Below are 15,824 nucleotides of genomic sequence, written 5' to 3'. Positions count from 1 at the left end.
AATTTTGAACAGGATTACTTGCTGCTGAGTTTTTCCAAGCGTGCGAGCAGGGAAGATGTGTCCCAACGGTTTCCGCCCATTGCCTGAACATCACCATAAAACTGATCAACAAGTGCGGTGACCGGAACGCTTACGCCATTGGTATTTGCTTGATCTAATACAATGCCAAGATCTTTGCGCATCCAATCCACCGCAAAACCGTGCTCGTATTCACCTGCATTCATCGTTTTGTAACGGTTTTCCATCTGCCAGGAACCCGCGGCGCCTTTTGAGATGACTTCGATAACTTTTTCAATATCCAGGCCTGCGCTTTTGCCGAAATTGATACCTTCCGATAAACCTTGAACCAAACCAGCAATACAAATTTGATTGACCATTTTTGTAAGTTGACCGGCACCAACATCGCCCATGTGGCCAACCATTTTGGCATAATTGCTAATGACCGGTTCAGCTTTGGCAAATGTCGCTGCATCACCGCCTACCATGACAGTAAGAACACCATTTTCAGCGCCCGCTTGGCCACCTGAAACGGGTGCATCAACAAATCCGCAGCCTTTGGCTTGAGCTGCGGTCGCCAATTCTTTGGCAACATCTGCAGATGCCGTGGTATTATCAATTAAGATGCTACCGGCTTCCATTGTGCTTAAAACGCCATCCGCACCCAAGGTAACAGCACGAAGATCATCGTCATTTCCAACGCAAGTGAAAACGAAGTCTGCACCTTTTGCTGCTTCCGCCGGCGTTTTACCTAAAGCGCCACCGAATTCTGCGACCCATTTTTCAGCCTTTGCCGTGGTGCGGTTGTAAACGGAAACATCATGCCCGCCTTTAGTTTTAAGATGACCGGCCATAGGATAGCCCATTACACCAAGTCCAATGAAAGCGACTTTTGCCATTTTAGTTCCTTTTACTTAGATCGTGTATTTAGCTTTTGCGCCAAAATAAGATGCCCATTGATGGGTTTACCTTGTTCGTGGCGAACGACAATATCTTGAGATATCAAAATTGAGAGTGCATTATTTTTCAAAACTTCATCGAGATAATCTAGTTTGTGAGCATATCTTTGATGTGCTCCAATTGTAAAACCAGAATCCGTAAATTCTTCGTCAGGAAGTGTTTCGGTTGAAAAAATGGTATGGCCGTTGGCGATCAAGTTATTTGAAATGCCTTTGACGAAATTTTCAACATTACCCAGATACGGCAAAACATCTCCCGCACAAATAAGATCAAAAGCGTCTTCATCATTGTCATCAAGATAGTCTTCAACATCTGCAACATAGAGGCTTTCATAGATCTCTCGATCATAGGCAATCTCAACCATGTTTTCCGATAGGTCGACGCCAATCATCACATCTGAGATGTCTTGTAGTTGCACACCCATAAGGCCCGTTCCGCAACCTAAATCAAGGACGTGTTTGAACTCGCCAATATTTAATGATTTTAAAAGGTGGGCGCTCATTGCAGGTACATCATACCCAAGATCATCAACTAAGACCTTGTCAAACACATCTGCATGCTGGTCAAACAGCGTTGCGATATAGGACTGAGGAGCCTTATCTGGGACGGCACCCATTTTCATGCTGGCCAAGCGCACACTCGCGCCTCCATGATCATCTGGATCGAGCTTTAATACTTCGTGATAAGAGACTGCCGCAGCCTCAAAATCTCCAGCTTTCTCTAATGCGAGTGCTTTATTGTAAGCATCTGCTAGCTTTTCTTCATCCATCTGGTCGACCTGTATTTTTATTCGCGCTAGGAAACTTCGCTTATTGGTTCAGAAGAACTGCGTTCGATTACTATCACATATATGGTATTTGCAAGTGCGCACAAGCTCGTTGCCAACATAAATGCGATGAGTGGGTAGGGACCGGTTTCAGGTGTGAGGATGGAAGAGGCAAATGCAGCCATGGCCGATCCTCCGCCAATCATAACAGCACCACCTAGTCCCGACGCTGTGCCGGCAAGATGGGGCCTAACGCTCACCATGCCTGCATTGGCATTTGGTAGTGTTAGACCATTGCCTAAACCGAGAAAAAATATCGGACCAAAGAAGGTCAATGCATTTACAAAACCTGCTAGGTTTAAAAGAAGAGACAAGGTCAATCCGGATGCGGATACTATTCCGCCAGCAAGCATCATTCTATTGATGCCGAATTTGGTGGAATAACGGCCGCTTGCAAGGTTACCCAAAAGATATCCGGTTGAAATGAACAGAAACAGATAGCCAAATGCAACGGGCGATAATCCCAAATGTTCCGTTGCAACATAAGCGCCACCGCCTAGCAGGGAAAAATAGGCCCCGGAGGTGAATGATGCGGTGAGTGTATATCCCCAAAATCGCCGTGATTTAATAAGCTCCGGATAGGATTTAATCTGCTCCATCATAGATGATGAAGTTGCTTTGTTGGTCTCACCAAGATCAAAATAAATAACGGTAAAACAAATTGTGCCGAGGACAACCATGAGAGCAAAGTTAGCTTCCCAGCCAACATATTGATCGAGAATGCCGCCGACCAACGGGCTGAACATTGGCACGACCATCATGCCAACCGTCACATAGCCAATCATGGATGCAGCTTTGTCTGCACTTACCAAATCTCGTACGATCGCACGTGATAAAACGATGCCCACGGCAGAGGATGTTTGAAGGATCCGACCGAGCAGAAAAATTTCGATATTTGGTGCGATCATGCAGATAAAAGATGCACCGGTAAAGATCGCGAATCCTGCTAAAATGACTGGGCGCCTTCCATAACGATCAGACAGAGGACCAAACACAAGTTGTAATGCACCGGTCGCAGCGAGGTAACCAGTTACCGTAAATTGCATAATTGAATATGTAGTTTGAAAATGGTCCGTCATTGATGGTAATGAGGGTAAGAGCATATTCATACTCAAGACGGATATGCTGGCAATAATCACCAGTGTGAAAATACTTGGTGGTGTGCTGCGATCTAAAAAACGGGAGGTGTTCATAACTTGTTTTGACATCAAAAAATAGCTTGTGCAAGAGCGTAAGTTGTAACTAAATAAATAATGTACCTGTTAGTAATAAAAATAAAGAAATCAAATGACAGACGACGAAGAAGAACAGCAATGCCCATTTTGTTTTGAGCCCTGGGGGGAGTGCGAACACTACGAACTTATGGTCGAGCTGGAAAAGGAAGCCGATCAACTCGAACTTCACGAAAATTTATCAAACACATATAGCCAGAACGATAAACACTAGTCTTTTGATTGGTTGCTTTTCAAGCTAATGCGCTCGCGATGGAATGTGTAAATTCCTGTGAAGACAACAATGAGCGCACCAACAATCATCCAAAAATCCGGGATCTCGCCGAAAAATATATAACCCAAAATGAGCGCCGCAATTAGATTTGTGTATCTAAAGGGTGAGATGAACGCAATGTCACCCTCGCGCATGGCCAGCATGATGGTTTGATTGGCTAAAAGTATAAGCCCTGCGCCAATTAAAATGACAGCCAAATGCTCAAGATTCATTGGTTTCCAACCACCGGTGGAAACCATCATAACAATTCCAAGCACCATGATCATGAAAGTGATCACAAAGTTGATCGGCAAAAGCGGAATAGATGTGCCCATTTTGCGGGTTGCTAAATCACGCATGGTGATAAACATAATCGCTACAACAATGAATAGTGAGTGAAAATTAAACCCTTCCACGCCGGGCCTGATAACAATGATAACTCCGATGAATCCAATGATGATTGCGGTCCAGCGCCGCCAACCAACTTTTTCACCCAAAAATAATGCCGCACCCATTGTCACGGTCAGCGGTAGAGATTGCATAATCGCGCTGGTATTTCCCAATGGTGTGTAAAGCAGGCCATAGAAAAAGAACAATGTTGCGCCTAGTTCGCTGAATTGGCGCGACATGACCCACTTGTTTTTGATAACAGCGATTTGGTGCCAGGCTTTTTTCTTTGCATCAAAATGCTGATGATAATCAGCGCGAAAAACCCACGCGCAGCGAGTACTTGGCCCAGGTTTAGATCTGCTGATAAATATTTGACCAGTGTATCGCCTGTAACGAAAAACATCATGGCTAGCGACATAAAAATCGCGCCACGCACATTAGCTGAATTGTGCACGTTTTAACCGCCCGTTACGCTCATATGGCGACTAACAGCAGGCTTGTTATGCGTTCGGTCGATGATGAAATCATGACCTTTTGGTTTGCGGGTGATCGCTTCATCAATTGCATCTGCTGTGAGTTGATTATCCGAAGATGCGCGTAATGGTGCACGAAGATCTGCCGCATCATCTTGGCCCAGACACAGATAAAGCGTACCCGTGCAAGTTAAGCGCACGCGATTACAGCTTTCACAGAAATTATGCGTGAGAGGTGTGATAAACCCTAATCTACCACCCGTTTCTTTAAGCTCAACATATCTTGCAGGACCGCCGGTTTTATATGGAATGTCCTCGAGGGTGAATTCCTGCGACAGATCTTTACGGACTTGAGAAAGCGGTAGATATTGATCGGTACGATCCTCATCAATCTCACCCATCGGCATGGTTTCAATAATGGTCATATCCATGCCTTTTTCATGCGCCCAGCGGAGCATTTTAGGTAATTCATGACCGTTAAAGCCTTTAAGTGCAACGGCATTGATTTTGACTTTCAATCCCGCATCTAAAGCGGCATCAATGCCCGTTAAAACGCGATTAAGATCGCCCCAGCGTGTGATATCTTTAAATTTGTCGGCATCCAGCGTATCGAGGGAAACATTAATTCGGCGCATCCCAGCTGCATAAAGATCTTTGGCAAAACGGTGCAATTGAGAGCCATTTGTTGTGATGGTCAGCTCATCAAGCGTTCCTTCATCGATTTTCTTGCCCAATGCGTTGATCAATTGCATGATGTTTTTGCGGACCAACGGTTCGCCACCTGTCAGGCGTAACTTGCGGACACCTTTGTCAATGAAGATGCTGCAAAGTCGCTCTAGCTCTTCGAGCGTCAGAAGGTCTTTTTTGGGTAAAAATGTCATGTTTTCCGCCATGCAATAGGTGCAGCGGAAATCGCAACGGTCTGTAACCGATATGCGAAGGTAATCAACCATCCGTCCAAAAGGGTCAATCATAGTTTTTGATTTGTCGAGCACCAGATCAGACATTTTAAAAATCTTCCTCCAAATTTCGGAACACCACAATTACCGCCGAAGTGGCATTCGTCAATCTAAATCGGCGGGAAAGATGATCAAACCAGTCAACTACACCCATTTGTCGCAGTTCTGATCAGATTTAACGGTCACGGAAACGATTGGTAATGGGGTATCTACGGTCACGACCGAAGTTTTTCTTGGTGATTTTTACCCCAGGTGCAGATTGTCTGCGCTTATATTCTGCAATGTATAATAGGTGTTCAATCCGGTGAACGGTCGCTTCGTCATGCCCGCGTGCGATAATGTCAGCCGTCGACATTTCTTTTTCCACCAAGCATTCCAAAATATCGTCCAAAGCTGGGTATGGAGGCAGCGAGATCTTGATCAGTTTGATCAGGTCTTAGTTCAGCAGAAGGTGCCTTTTCAATGATCGACACTGGGATGACCTCACCTGACGGACCAAGTGCACCTGGAGGCACCTGCGTGTTGCGCCATCGGGAAAGCGCATAAACCTGCATTTTATAAAGGTCTTTGATCGGGTTAAATCCACCATTCATATCGCCATAAAGCGTGGCATAACCCACCGACATCTCAGATTTATTACCGGTAGTGACAACCATGGAACCGAATTTGTTGGAAATCGCCATGAGGATAACCCCGCGTGCGCGACTTTGGATGTTTTCCTCGGTAATTCCTTGATCTGTGCCATCAAACATATCGCCAAGCGATGACAAGAATCCTTGCACAGGTTCTTCAATCGGTACGATATCATAACGACAACCCAATGCTTTGGCACAGTCTGCAGCGTCTTTTAACGAAAGCTCAGAGGTATAGCGATAAGGCAACATTACGCAACGCAAACGTTCTTCACCTAATGCATCAACGGCCAAAGCCGCACAAATTGCACTATCAATGCCGCCTGAAAGGCCAAGCACGACATTTTTAAAGCCGTTCTTATTCACATAATCGCGTAATCCCAACATACAGGCGCGATAATCTGCTTCTTCTTTTTCTGGAATGACTGATTTTGGCCCATTTGAGCAGACCCAAACATCATCTTCACGCTTCCAGGTGCTGATGCTCAAGGTTTCTTCAAACTGGCTCATCTGAAATGCAAGAGATTTATCAGCATTAAATGCAAAGCTTGCTCCATCGAAAACAAGTTCATCCTGACCACCCAGCTGGTTGGCGTAAATCAACGGAAGTTCAGATTGAATGACCTGACGCAGTACGACCTGATGGCGGACATCGACTTTATCGCGATAATAAGGTGAGCCATTGGGCGAAAGTAGGATTTCGGCGCCGCTTTCAGCTAATGTTTCGCATACATCCAAATCACCCCAAATGTCTTCGCAAATCGGGATGCCTAAACGCACACCGCGGAAATTGACAGGCCCTGGCATTTCACCTGCATCAAACACGCGTTTTTCATCAAATTCGCCATAGTTTGGTAAATCAACTTTGTCTCGGATTGCGATAATTTTGCCATCATCAATCACAGCGATGGAATTATGACGTTTGTCACCATTTTGGCGCGGATAACCGATGATGATGCCCGGTGCGTTTTTATCAGCGGTGTATTTCGCCAATTTATCAACGGCTTCGGCGCATTTTTCTAAAAAAGCAGGCTTGAGAACCAAATCTTCTGGCGGGTATCCGGAAATGAACAATTCGGTGAACAATACCAAGTCCGCGCCGTGACGATCAGCGTCTTTGACGGCCTCAATTGCTTTTTCCAAGTTGCCAGCGACATCGCCAACGGTGGGGTTAAATTGCGCTGTTGCAATGCGCAGAGTATTCAGTGTCTCAGTCATGTCTCAGATGTAGCGATCTTGCGGTGAAACGACAAGCTAGGGCTCTTAATTTTCTTCGAAAATATTGTCGCTATCTTTCGCATATTGGGGATATTCATCTGTGATTTCATAAAAATCACCTTTATCAGCGCAGAAAATATGGGCCTTAAATTTCATCCCAGTTGGAGTATCGAATGCACCTGCTAAAATTGAGACGGTATCTAAATCATTAGCTTGCCAGAAAAGTGCTGACCCGCATGTTGAGCAAAATCCGCGTTTGGCAGTAGGAGAAGCTTCATACCAAGTGATGTTGTCCTCGCCTTCAATTGTCAGATCGCTGCATTTTGCTTCCGTCGCTGCATAATAAAAACCTGATTGCTTCCGGCATTGGCTGCAATGGCATCCTAGAATATCTCGTAATTCACCTTTGACGATAAAACTAACCTTGCTGCAATTGCAGCTACCTTTGTGGATGTTTGACATGATCATTTCCCTGAATTGGATAAAGAAAAACCCCTGAACCGTATTCCGCAGTTCAGGGGTTGATCAAACTAGATTGTTTTAAAAGATGATTATTCAGCTGCGGCTGGTTGTGTCATCTTTGCGCCTTCTTTCATGCGCTCTGCAACTAGGAATGCAAGCTCGAGTGCTTGTTCAGCATTCAGGCGTGGATCACAATGTGTGTGGTAACGCTCTGAAAGATCATCACCAGATAGGGCGCGTGCACCACCTGTACATTCTGTTACATTTTTACCTGTCATTTCAACGTGGATACCACCAGCATGCGTACCTTCAGCCTGATGAACATCAAAGAATGTTTCAACTTCAGTCAAAATACGATCAAACGGGCGTGTTTTATAGCCAGACATTGAAATTGTATTGCCGTGCATTGGATCGCATGACCAAACAACTTTTTTGCCTTCACGCTCAACTGCACGGATAAGGGCAGGGAGGTGATCACCAACTTTGTCATGACCAAAACGGGCAATCAAAGTCAAACGACCAGCTTCATTTTCCGGATTTAAGATATCGCACAATTTGATTAGCTCTTCCGGATCAAGCGAAGGTCCGCATTTTAGGCCCAATGGGTTTTTAATGCCGCGGCAGAATTCTACATGCGCGTGATCAGGCTGACGTGTTCTGTCACCAATCCAGATCATGTGACCGGATGTGGCGTAGTTTTCGCCAGAAGTTGAATCAACACGTGTCAAAGCTTGTTCATAGCCCAAAAGCAAAGCTTCATGGCTTGTGAAGAACTCTGTTTCTTTCATGCTTGGGTGGCTATCAGGCGTGATGCCAATTGCTTTCATGAATTCAAGTGATTCAGAAATACGATTTGCAAGCTTTAAATAACGCTCTGACTGCGGGCTGCCTTTAGCAAAGCCAAGCATCCAATTGTGCACGTTGACAAGATTTGCATAACCACCTTGAGCAAATGCACGAAGCAGGTTCAGCGTTGCAGCTGACTGACGGTAAGCCATGACCTGACGCTCAGGATCTGGGATACGTGCCTCTTCATTGAACTCAATACCGTTGATGATGTCACCACGGTAGCTTGGCAATTCAACGCCGTCTTTTGTCTCTGTGTTGCTTGAACGCGGTTTTGCGAACTGACCGGCAATACGTCCAACTTTAACAACAGGGCTCTGTGCGCCGTATGTCAAAACAACAGACATTTGCAAGAATGCGCGGAAGAAATCGCGAATGTTATCGCCTTCGTGCTCAGCAAAAGCTTCAGCACAATCGCCACCTTGTAAGAGGAAAGCCTCGCCGTTTGCGACTTTAGCAAGGTTATTTTTAAGTGCACGCGCCTCACCAGCGAAAACGAGCGGTGGGAACTTTGATAGACGTGCTTCCGTATCTGCCAGTTTTGCCTGATCTGGATATTCAGGCACCTGCAAAATTGGCTTGTTGCGCCAGCTTGCTGGATTCCAGTCCTGTGCCATTTTATTTACCTACCTATTTTACTCTATTATTTGTTAGTTTGACGGGCTTATAGCGCTAGATTTCAGCTTATGAAAGAAATATCTTGGTTCTGACGTAAGAAATAGTCAATCAGCTCGCGTTCCCGATGCGATAAAGACACAGAACGTGGATATCTAGGGGTATCTCTGTCCTGCAATATCGGCGTATGGAAGTTAGCCGTAGTAGCAACGAAGTCTTCAACGCCGGCTTCGCCGTAAATGTTTAAGAACCCTTGCAACACAGCATCAAGATAAGACTGTGATATGGGAGGTTTGTTTTCCGGCACATCATCGCGTTTATGCGCTTCATAGACAAAGAATTCACATTGCAAGTCGCGGAACTCGTCTGCGATATTCACGTCAGGATGATCAATCGTCTTACGGTCATAATTATGTTCGCGTTGATCCACATCGGGTAAATTTTTAGCGAGATCAAATACAATAACGCCTTTGGTCATCGCGTTTGATGCAGGTCTAGCCGTTAACAATGCATCTGTTTCAGGTATAATCTCGACACCTGCGGGAATGTCCCACATGCGCTGCCAATTTTTAAGTTCTGCTGGAATGCTTGCGATATATTTGGTGCGAAGAGTGTTTTCATTGACCAATGAGCCATAACCGAAATAGCCGACGATTGGCTCGTTTTTTGCAAATTCACGTAGTTTTTGGCGGATCTGTTTGTTCATGACATTGGCCAATCGAGTGTTTCATCATTTAATTCTAGGGATCTATCTGCGCCTGAAACGAAAAGTGCATCTTCAAAAACCCGGCAATAGGTTTCGATCTTATAGCCAATGAGCTCCGTATCGCCATTGACGATATCGCGCGCAGCCCGGTAATCAAAACCGGTTTTATTATTAAAATCAGAGAGCTTACAGGGTCTAAACCAGCCATCAATCATGCCGCTAAATGCAATATGGGCGGAAATAATCGGGTCCAGTGCCAGATCATAGTTTTCAGATAGATTTATCCTCACACCGAATTTCTCTTTTAGTCGGTCTTGGGCCGCTAAATAGTTTTTGCGGTGGGTGATTTGAATGTCGCCGCAGCCAACTGGGTTCTGGCCACTTTCATCGCAGTTCCAATAGGGTTGTTTTACCCAACTCAACCGACCTTCTGAAAATGCTTTTTCAAGTCGCTCGACCGACGTTTTTCTATCAGGTGAAAATGCTTCTAAAACCGGGACCATTAAAGTTCCGGTCTCGTGGTAGACCTGCCCCAACGCGGCGGCAAGATATGAGATAGGATGATGGGCATACCATTTTGCCCAAACATCTAATTTTATGTTCAAGCCGTTGGTTTGGCTCTCAGTTAAGCCATCCGGAAACAGACTGTTTTGTTCGGAACAAAGTCTTTGGAAAAACTGTTCGCGATCCATGTGTTTTAGACTCGTTCACCGTTTTTAACGCGGTAAGTTGGGCTATACATGGTCACCAATTCTTCAGATGCTGATGGGTGAACAGCCATTGTGCGATCAAACTCATCCTTCGTCACACCTGCTTTGAGCGTGATGCCTAGAACCTGTGCTAATTCACCAGCATCTGGTCCCAAGATATGTGCACCAACCACTTTTCTATCCGCAGCATTGACGATGAGTTTCATCATCATTTTTTCTTCACGGCCAGATAGTGTGTGACGCATTGGTCTGAACTGAGCACGGTAAACTTCCAATTCGTCAAACGCTTTACCAGCTTCTTCCTCTGTCATGCCAACTGTGCCGATTTCCGGCTGTGAGAACACTGCCGTTGGGATCAGCTCATGATCAGGAGAGGTTGGATTATCTTTATAAACTGTTTCGATAAAACACATGGCTTCATTAATAGCGACAGGTGTTAGTTGAACTTTGTCAGTCACATCGCCAAGAGCATAAATATTGTCGACATTGGTTTTGTTGTACTCATCAACAACAATTGCACCACGTGCGTTCATTTCAACGCCAACTTTTTCAAGTCCCAGGCTTTCGGTATTGGCAATACGGCCAAGCGCCAACATGACTTGCGAGTATTCGCTGACATCGCCATTTTTCGTTGTGACTTTTAAATTGCTGCCAGCCGCTTTTTCAACTTTTTCTATCACATCTTCAAATTGGAAGTTGATGCCTTTAGCAATCATCGCATCCTGAAGATTGGTTCTAAGATCAATATCAAAGCGAGATAGAATTTCAGTGCCACGATAGATCAGTGTGGTTTCAACACCCAGCCCGTGGAAAATATTGGCAAATTCAACCGCAATATAACCCGCGCCAGCAATCAGAATAGATTTTGGTAATTCGTCTAGATGAAATGCTTCATTTGATGAAATGCACAACTCATGGCCAGGAAGATCAGACATTGGATTTGGACGGCCACCAACTGCAATGACGATCTTTTCAGCAGTGACTGTTTCACCTGTTGCAGTAAGGCAAATTGTGTGCTCGTCAACTAGCTCAGCTCTGCTTTTGAACATTGTTGCGTCGTTCGATGATAGACCTTTTTGATAAAGACCTTCAAGGCGTGTGACTTCTTTATCTTTGTTGGCAATGAGCGTTTTCCAGTCAAAAGTGCTTTCACCAACGCTCCAACCATAACCTTCAGCATCCTCAAAATGTTCAGGAAAGCTTGAAGCATAAACAAAGAGTTTTTTAGGCACACAACCGCGGATCACACAAGTACCGCCAAAACGGTATTCTTCCGCCACGCCAACGCGTTTGCCCATAGAGGCGGCAACGCGGCCAGCACGAACACCGCCTGAACCACCACCGATTACAAATAAATCAAAATCATATGCCGACATATTCCGCTCCAAAACAAATCTTAAATTGGCATATGGTGCTTTTAAATCATAATGCCAGCGTAACGATAGTAATTTTTAAGTTACTCTGAATTTGAGTTAAGCTTTTCGGCCAAAACCTTTGATGATGTGTCGTTAAGATCACGCGTGATACCTGCACCCCAAATTTCAGCGGCGCGCAACAATTCGCGACCCATGCCCGGAGATACTTTCAACAATTTTTTACCGGTTTCAGACGTGTAAAAAGCTGTGATTGCATCAAGTTCTTCAGCGGAAAAAACTTTTGTGTAGATGCTTGCAGCTTCATTTTCTAAGTCAGCGCGACGGCTCGCAAGTTTAATGGCTTGCTCGTCTACAGCAATCGAAATTTCATCTGAGAAGTTTGGATTTGCAAGTGTAAGGTTTGCTTTGATCTGCTCTGCAGCACGCGGCAGAATAGAATCAAATGTATTCGTAACAGCCAATGCATCAATAGCTGCTTTTGCCGCTGCAATATGTTCAGGACTGGCATCCTGAGCTGAAGCATTGTTGATTTGAGCGCCTGAGAAGGCCAGTGTCGCGCTTACTGTTAGAACTTTTAAAAATTGCGTTTTGCTCATGAGTTTAAGCTCCGTCTTTTGATTACTTTGTCATGATTTTGACACCCTCAGGTGTCGCTATCACTGCTTTAGTGGCGATGTCGATAAACAATCCTGTTTCAACAACACCTGGTATTAGGTTTAATTTTTCGTTGAGTTGCTTTGCATCAGAAATACGGCCAAATGATGCATCGAGTATATAGTGTCCACCATCAGTCACAAAGTCTGTTCCATCATCATATTTTCGCAGTACAACAGCGCCGGATAAACCCAGCTCTTTGCTGACCTTTGCAATCTCAATCTCAGTGGCTTTAAGGCCAAAGGGAACCACCTCAATAGGTAATGGAAATGCACCTAATGGGTCCACAACTTTGGACGCATCTGCGATAACAACCATAGCCTTGGATGCTTTGGCGACGATTTTTTCGCGCAATAGTGCGCCACCGCCACCTTTGATTAATTGTAAATCTTGATCCAGTTCGTCAGCGCCATCGATTGTTAAGTCTAAAACTGGCAATTCATCAAGCGTGAACGTTTTAATGCCAACTTCCAAGCACAGATTTTCTGTTTTTACAGACGTGGTCACAGCTTGAACCTTAAAGCCTGCGCGAACTTTTTCACCCAAGAGCTTTGTAAATTCATCGGCGGTTGAACCCGTTCCGACACCTAAGCGCATGCCATTTTCCACAAGTTGCAAAGCTTCTTGTGCTGCTGCTATTTTTAACTCTTTTGGATCCATTCGTCTCAACCATTATTCAATTCGTTTCGCTGGTAGCACGCCAGACCAGAGCTCGCAAAGGAAATTCGCAATTTATCTCTGACATTTCTTGGACTTTGCTCGAAAAATCCGTTACCTGCTGAGGGAATTTGAAAGAATTGAGGTGATAAATGACGCAAAAGCTAATTGTATTTGATCTAGATGGAACGCTTTTGGATACATCCAATGATCTTTTGGAATGCGTCAATCACTGCCTGTCGTCAGTGGATTTAAAACCTGTGGTATATGAAGATCTGACATTTTTGGTTGGGCAGGGTGCTCGGGCAATGATTACGCGTGCTTTTGAACTCAATAAAGCCACGCTCACCGAAGCTGAATTAGACCGGCTGTTCGATTTATTTATTGAATATTATCAAGCGCATATGCCAGGCACATCTTCGGCTTATCCAGGATTACTGGCGGCTATTGACCGCTTAACTCGTGCCGGTTATCGACATGCAGTTTGTACAAATAAGCATGAAGGTATGGCGCGTAAATTGTTGGAATTGCTGTCTTTATCAGATTATTTTGAAGCAATTACGGGCGGCAATACATATCCATACCGTAAACCAGATGGACGTCATTTGCTCAATACGATTGAGCTTGCCGGGGGTGTTGCGGAAAAGTCGATCATGATTGGCGATTCTAAAAATGATATTTACGCAGCGCAGAATGCCAATGTCGCCTCTATTGCGGTTTCTTTTGGGTTTAGTGATGTGCCTGTTGAAACACTCAACCCTGATGTTGTTATAAACAATTACGGCGAGCTCACAGTGGAACTCGCCGATCGTTTGATAAACAATAACTAAATTTTCGATTGTTTGGATTAAGCTCCAACGCGGGACTTAATTGTCGTGTTATAGGCCTTTTCTAGAGCCTTATCGCGACCATATACGTCTTCGAAATATTCGACTTCACCAGTTTCAGCATTTGGCCAAGCGGTGAAATATGCGACATGCACCGGAATTGTTTTCTCAACAAATACGGTTTTGTTTTTGCGTGGTGCAATGTGTGCTTTAACTTCGTCCACTGTCGTCCCCAAAACTGCCGCGGCCATAGCCTGTGGGTCATGAAGTCTGACACAGCCATGACTAAATGCACGTGTGTCACGTCCAAATAGTTTCTTTGCCGGTGTGTCATGCATATAAATTGCATGGCGGTTAGGGAACAAAATTTTCAATTGTCCGAGCGCATTTTTAGGGCCCGGAGGCTGACGTACGCCAATTGAACGTGTTGAACTTAAAGAAGCCCAACTGATCGAACTTGAAGACGTTGAACGGCCTTTATAGCTCACCTGATACCCTAAGCGATCAAGATAGGATGGATCAGCGCGAAGTTTTGGCAGCATTTCATTTGTAATGATTGACTGCGGAACACCCCAATATGGGTTGAACTCAACTTTTTCGATTTCATCACTGAAGAAATTTGTCTGGTTGGAGCGTTTGCCCACAACGACACGCATTTCAAGCTCAGGCTTGTGGTTTTCGAAATAGGTAACTTTATACGCTGGTGCGTTGATAAAGACATGCTTGGCGGCAAATTTTGATGGCAGCCAACGTGCACGCTCCATCGCATAGCGAAGCTTGTTGATTTTAACTTCGTTGGAATCTTCAACCAGTGCGCGGATCGTCTTTTTACCGACAATCCCATCAGCAGCAAGATTGTTTTCTTTCTGGAAAGCTTTGACCAATTCAACGAGTTGAGGGGTATATTCATCATTACCAAGATAGGTATTAAGTTGAAACGCCATATCGGTCTTTAGCTGCTCAGAGCCTTTGGCGCGAATGGCCATGATGATGTTTCTTAATTCTGGGTTTTTTGAGCCAGGCTTTAAGAAAGTACCGTCTGCAATTGTTATGCGCTCTTTCTCATCTGCCCCCAACAGCTCAGTTATTTCACTTTTTAAAGCGTTAAAATGATCACCTTGCGGGCTGTAAAAGTCGAGTGTTGCCGCAGGATTGGCTGAATAAGCCATACGCACGATCACATTGCTTAATTCAGGTGTCTTGCGTTTGAAATCGTGATACCCGGAAATTCTGTTCGGATCGATTAGTCCACGTTGTGAATCAACCACATATGTTAAGATCGCAGCAGAGAATTCCATCTCAAAACGCATAAGATCCGGCCAGTTTGTTTCACCTGTTTCAAGTTGAGCAACAGGCATATCAACATTATAATTTTCTGCCGGTAGACCGATCAATTCCGCGTCGCCAAGCACTTTCATAATGGCTTTGGCTTGATCATTTATACCTTTATCGCTCACCCAGCGGTATTTTGGCGCTTTGGAGTATGTTGCAAGCAAAGCATCAGCGACTTCAGGCAGTACTTTGAGCTTTAATGATGCAAGTGCATCGTAGCCCATTGCAAACGGTGTTGGCTCTACTGCAACTGTAGCAGGCGCTGTTGTATCAGCTTCAAGATCTTCAGCTTGAACAGCTCCTGTTGTCACAGGGTCTGTAAGCGTTGCAAGCTTTGCAACAACAAGCTTGTCAGCTCGGTATGTTTTATAGCTTGGACCTTTGATGCGCGGTGGTTTCTTCTTGAGCGCTTGTTGACGGGCTAATTCTTCCTGTCGTCTGCGTTCAGCTTCCTGACGTTTTTTTCGTTGTCCGCCACCAAAAATAGCCTGAAGAAGGTTTTGTGCGGATGCATCCTGGACCAGAACTGGCAAAGGTGAAGTTTCCATCAGCGCGAATGCTGATAAGATAAAGACCGAGCGCGTAGCAACCTTACGTATCAATTTTTTACCCTTTCACGAGTGTTCCCGACGAATGTTTAACCGATGATGGCACTGAATTAAAGAACATCTTGTTAATTTTATTAAATTTCGTGAAACT

15 protein-coding genes and 1 pseudogene are annotated in these 15,824 nt (G+C 44.8%); 1 reads left to right on the top strand and 15 read right to left on the bottom strand.

Features of this window, described 5'->3' with window-relative positions; translation table 11 throughout:
* Window positions 1–14: 14 nt before the first annotated feature.
* The 14 genes and pseudogenes from ACZ1GZ_RS14305 to rpiA form a co-directional block, all read right to left on the bottom strand.
* Entirely contained in the window at window positions 15–896 is an 882-nt protein-coding gene (locus tag ACZ1GZ_RS14305; protein ID WP_472665566.1) for an NAD(P)-dependent oxidoreductase, read from the bottom strand.
* Window positions 897–907: 11 nt separating this feature from the next.
* Window positions 908–1,726: a methyltransferase domain-containing protein gene (locus tag ACZ1GZ_RS14300; RefSeq protein WP_472665565.1), complete on the bottom strand. Its 819-nt coding sequence runs from the start codon at window positions 1,724–1,726 to the stop codon at window positions 908–910.
* Between the two features lie 26 nt (window positions 1,727–1,752).
* On the bottom strand, window positions 1,753–2,976 hold the full coding sequence (locus tag ACZ1GZ_RS14295) for a multidrug effflux MFS transporter (RefSeq protein WP_472668316.1): 1,224 nt from the start codon (window positions 2,974–2,976) through the stop codon (window positions 1,753–1,755).
* 249 nt (window positions 2,977–3,225) lie between these two features.
* Window positions 3,226–3,897 (bottom strand): DMT family transporter, encoded by a 672-nt coding sequence (locus ACZ1GZ_RS14290; RefSeq protein ID WP_472665564.1) that lies wholly within the window; start codon window positions 3,895–3,897, stop codon window positions 3,226–3,228.
* Window positions 3,873–4,112, bottom strand: coding sequence for a hypothetical protein (locus ACZ1GZ_RS14285; RefSeq protein ID WP_472665563.1), 240 nt, complete (start codon window positions 4,110–4,112; stop codon window positions 3,873–3,875). The genes ACZ1GZ_RS14290 and ACZ1GZ_RS14285 overlap by 25 nt, the downstream gene beginning before the upstream one ends.
* A 3-nt stretch (window positions 4,113–4,115) precedes the next feature.
* Window positions 4,116–5,138, bottom strand: a complete 1,023-nt coding sequence (gene moaA / locus ACZ1GZ_RS14280) for a GTP 3',8-cyclase MoaA (protein ID WP_472665562.1) — start codon at window positions 5,136–5,138, stop codon at window positions 4,116–4,118.
* Window positions 5,139–5,265: 127 nt separating this feature from the next.
* A pseudogene (locus ACZ1GZ_RS14275) lies at window positions 5,266–6,940 on the bottom strand (NAD+ synthase).
* Window positions 6,941–6,985: 45 nt separating this feature from the next.
* Window positions 6,986–7,402 carry a GFA family protein gene (locus ACZ1GZ_RS14270; RefSeq protein WP_472665561.1) on the bottom strand — a complete coding sequence of 139 codons (417 nt, stop codon included), beginning with the start codon at window positions 7,400–7,402 and terminating at the stop codon, window positions 6,986–6,988.
* A gap of 89 nt (window positions 7,403–7,491) precedes the next feature.
* Window positions 7,492–8,865: a class II 3-deoxy-7-phosphoheptulonate synthase gene (locus ACZ1GZ_RS14265; protein WP_472665560.1), complete on the bottom strand. Its 1,374-nt coding sequence runs from the start codon at window positions 8,863–8,865 to the stop codon at window positions 7,492–7,494.
* A 62-nt stretch (window positions 8,866–8,927) separates the two neighbouring features.
* Window positions 8,928–9,569: a gamma-glutamylcyclotransferase family protein gene (locus ACZ1GZ_RS14260; protein WP_472665559.1), complete on the bottom strand. Its 642-nt coding sequence runs from the start codon at window positions 9,567–9,569 to the stop codon at window positions 8,928–8,930.
* Window positions 9,566–10,261: a hypothetical protein gene (locus tag ACZ1GZ_RS14255; protein ID WP_472665558.1), complete on the bottom strand. Its 696-nt coding sequence runs from the start codon at window positions 10,259–10,261 to the stop codon at window positions 9,566–9,568. The genes ACZ1GZ_RS14260 and ACZ1GZ_RS14255 overlap by 4 nt, the downstream gene beginning before the upstream one ends.
* A gap of 5 nt (window positions 10,262–10,266) precedes the next feature.
* Window positions 10,267–11,655, bottom strand: a complete 1,389-nt coding sequence (gene gor / locus ACZ1GZ_RS14250) for a glutathione-disulfide reductase (RefSeq protein WP_472665557.1) — start codon at window positions 11,653–11,655, stop codon at window positions 10,267–10,269.
* Window positions 11,656–11,735: 80 nt separating this feature from the next.
* The gene (locus ACZ1GZ_RS14245) at window positions 11,736–12,251 is read right to left on the bottom strand and encodes a DUF2059 domain-containing protein (protein WP_472665556.1); all 516 of its coding nucleotides are present in this window, start codon (window positions 12,249–12,251) and stop codon (window positions 11,736–11,738) included.
* A gap of 22 nt (window positions 12,252–12,273) precedes the next feature.
* On the bottom strand, window positions 12,274–12,969 hold the full coding sequence (rpiA, locus tag ACZ1GZ_RS14240; RefSeq protein ID WP_472665555.1) for a ribose-5-phosphate isomerase RpiA: 696 nt from the start codon (window positions 12,967–12,969) through the stop codon (window positions 12,274–12,276).
* Between the two features lie 149 nt (window positions 12,970–13,118).
* Between rpiA and ACZ1GZ_RS14235 the strand changes: the two genes are divergently transcribed.
* Window positions 13,119–13,796, top strand: coding sequence for an HAD family hydrolase (locus ACZ1GZ_RS14235; RefSeq protein ID WP_472665554.1), 678 nt, complete (start codon window positions 13,119–13,121; stop codon window positions 13,794–13,796).
* Window positions 13,797–13,813: 17 nt separating this feature from the next.
* On the opposite strand, the gene ACZ1GZ_RS14230 is transcribed toward ACZ1GZ_RS14235, so the two are convergent.
* Window positions 13,814–15,727 (bottom strand): L,D-transpeptidase family protein, encoded by a 1,914-nt coding sequence (locus tag ACZ1GZ_RS14230; protein ID WP_472665553.1) that lies wholly within the window; start codon window positions 15,725–15,727, stop codon window positions 13,814–13,816.
* Between the last annotated feature and the right edge of the window lie 97 nt (window positions 15,728–15,824).

Source organism: Lentilitoribacter sp. JB5-8 (assembly GCF_055693385.1).
The sequence above is the reverse complement of the archived record's forward strand: the minus strand, read 5'-3'. Positions and strand labels throughout refer to the sequence as shown.

Excerpts from the sequence above, each read along its gene's own strand:
- ACZ1GZ_RS14305 (WP_472665566.1), bottom strand. The coding sequence starts at position 896 with ATGGCAAAAGTCGCTTTCATTGGACTTGGTGTAATGGGCTATCCTATG.
- ACZ1GZ_RS14300 (WP_472665565.1), bottom strand. The coding sequence starts at position 1,726 with ATGGATGAAGAAAAGCTAGCAGATGCTTACAATAAAGCACTCGCATTA.
- ACZ1GZ_RS14295 (WP_472668316.1), bottom strand. The coding sequence starts at position 2,976 with ATGAACACCTCCCGTTTTTTAGATCGCAGCACACCACCAAGTATTTTC.
- ACZ1GZ_RS14290 (WP_472665564.1), bottom strand. The coding sequence starts at position 3,897 with ATGTCGCGCCAATTCAGCGAACTAGGCGCAACATTGTTCTTTTTCTAT.
- moaA (WP_472665562.1), bottom strand. The coding sequence starts at position 5,138 with ATGTCTGATCTGGTGCTCGACAAATCAAAAACTATGATTGACCCTTTT.
- ACZ1GZ_RS14270 (WP_472665561.1), bottom strand. The coding sequence starts at position 7,402 with ATGTCAAACATCCACAAAGGTAGCTGCAATTGCAGCAAGGTTAGTTTT.
- ACZ1GZ_RS14265 (WP_472665560.1), bottom strand. The coding sequence starts at position 8,865 with ATGGCACAGGACTGGAATCCAGCAAGCTGGCGCAACAAGCCAATTTTG.
- ACZ1GZ_RS14260 (WP_472665559.1), bottom strand. The coding sequence starts at position 9,569 with ATGAACAAACAGATCCGCCAAAAACTACGTGAATTTGCAAAAAACGAG.
- ACZ1GZ_RS14255 (WP_472665558.1), bottom strand. The coding sequence starts at position 10,261 with ATGGATCGCGAACAGTTTTTCCAAAGACTTTGTTCCGAACAAAACAGT.
- gor (WP_472665557.1), bottom strand. The coding sequence starts at position 11,655 with ATGTCGGCATATGATTTTGATTTATTTGTAATCGGTGGTGGTTCAGGC.
- ACZ1GZ_RS14245 (WP_472665556.1), bottom strand. The coding sequence starts at position 12,251 with ATGAGCAAAACGCAATTTTTAAAAGTTCTAACAGTAAGCGCGACACTG.
- rpiA (WP_472665555.1), bottom strand. The coding sequence starts at position 12,969 with ATGGATCCAAAAGAGTTAAAAATAGCAGCAGCACAAGAAGCTTTGCAA.
- ACZ1GZ_RS14235 (WP_472665554.1), top strand. The coding sequence starts at position 13,119 with ATGACGCAAAAGCTAATTGTATTTGATCTAGATGGAACGCTTTTGGAT.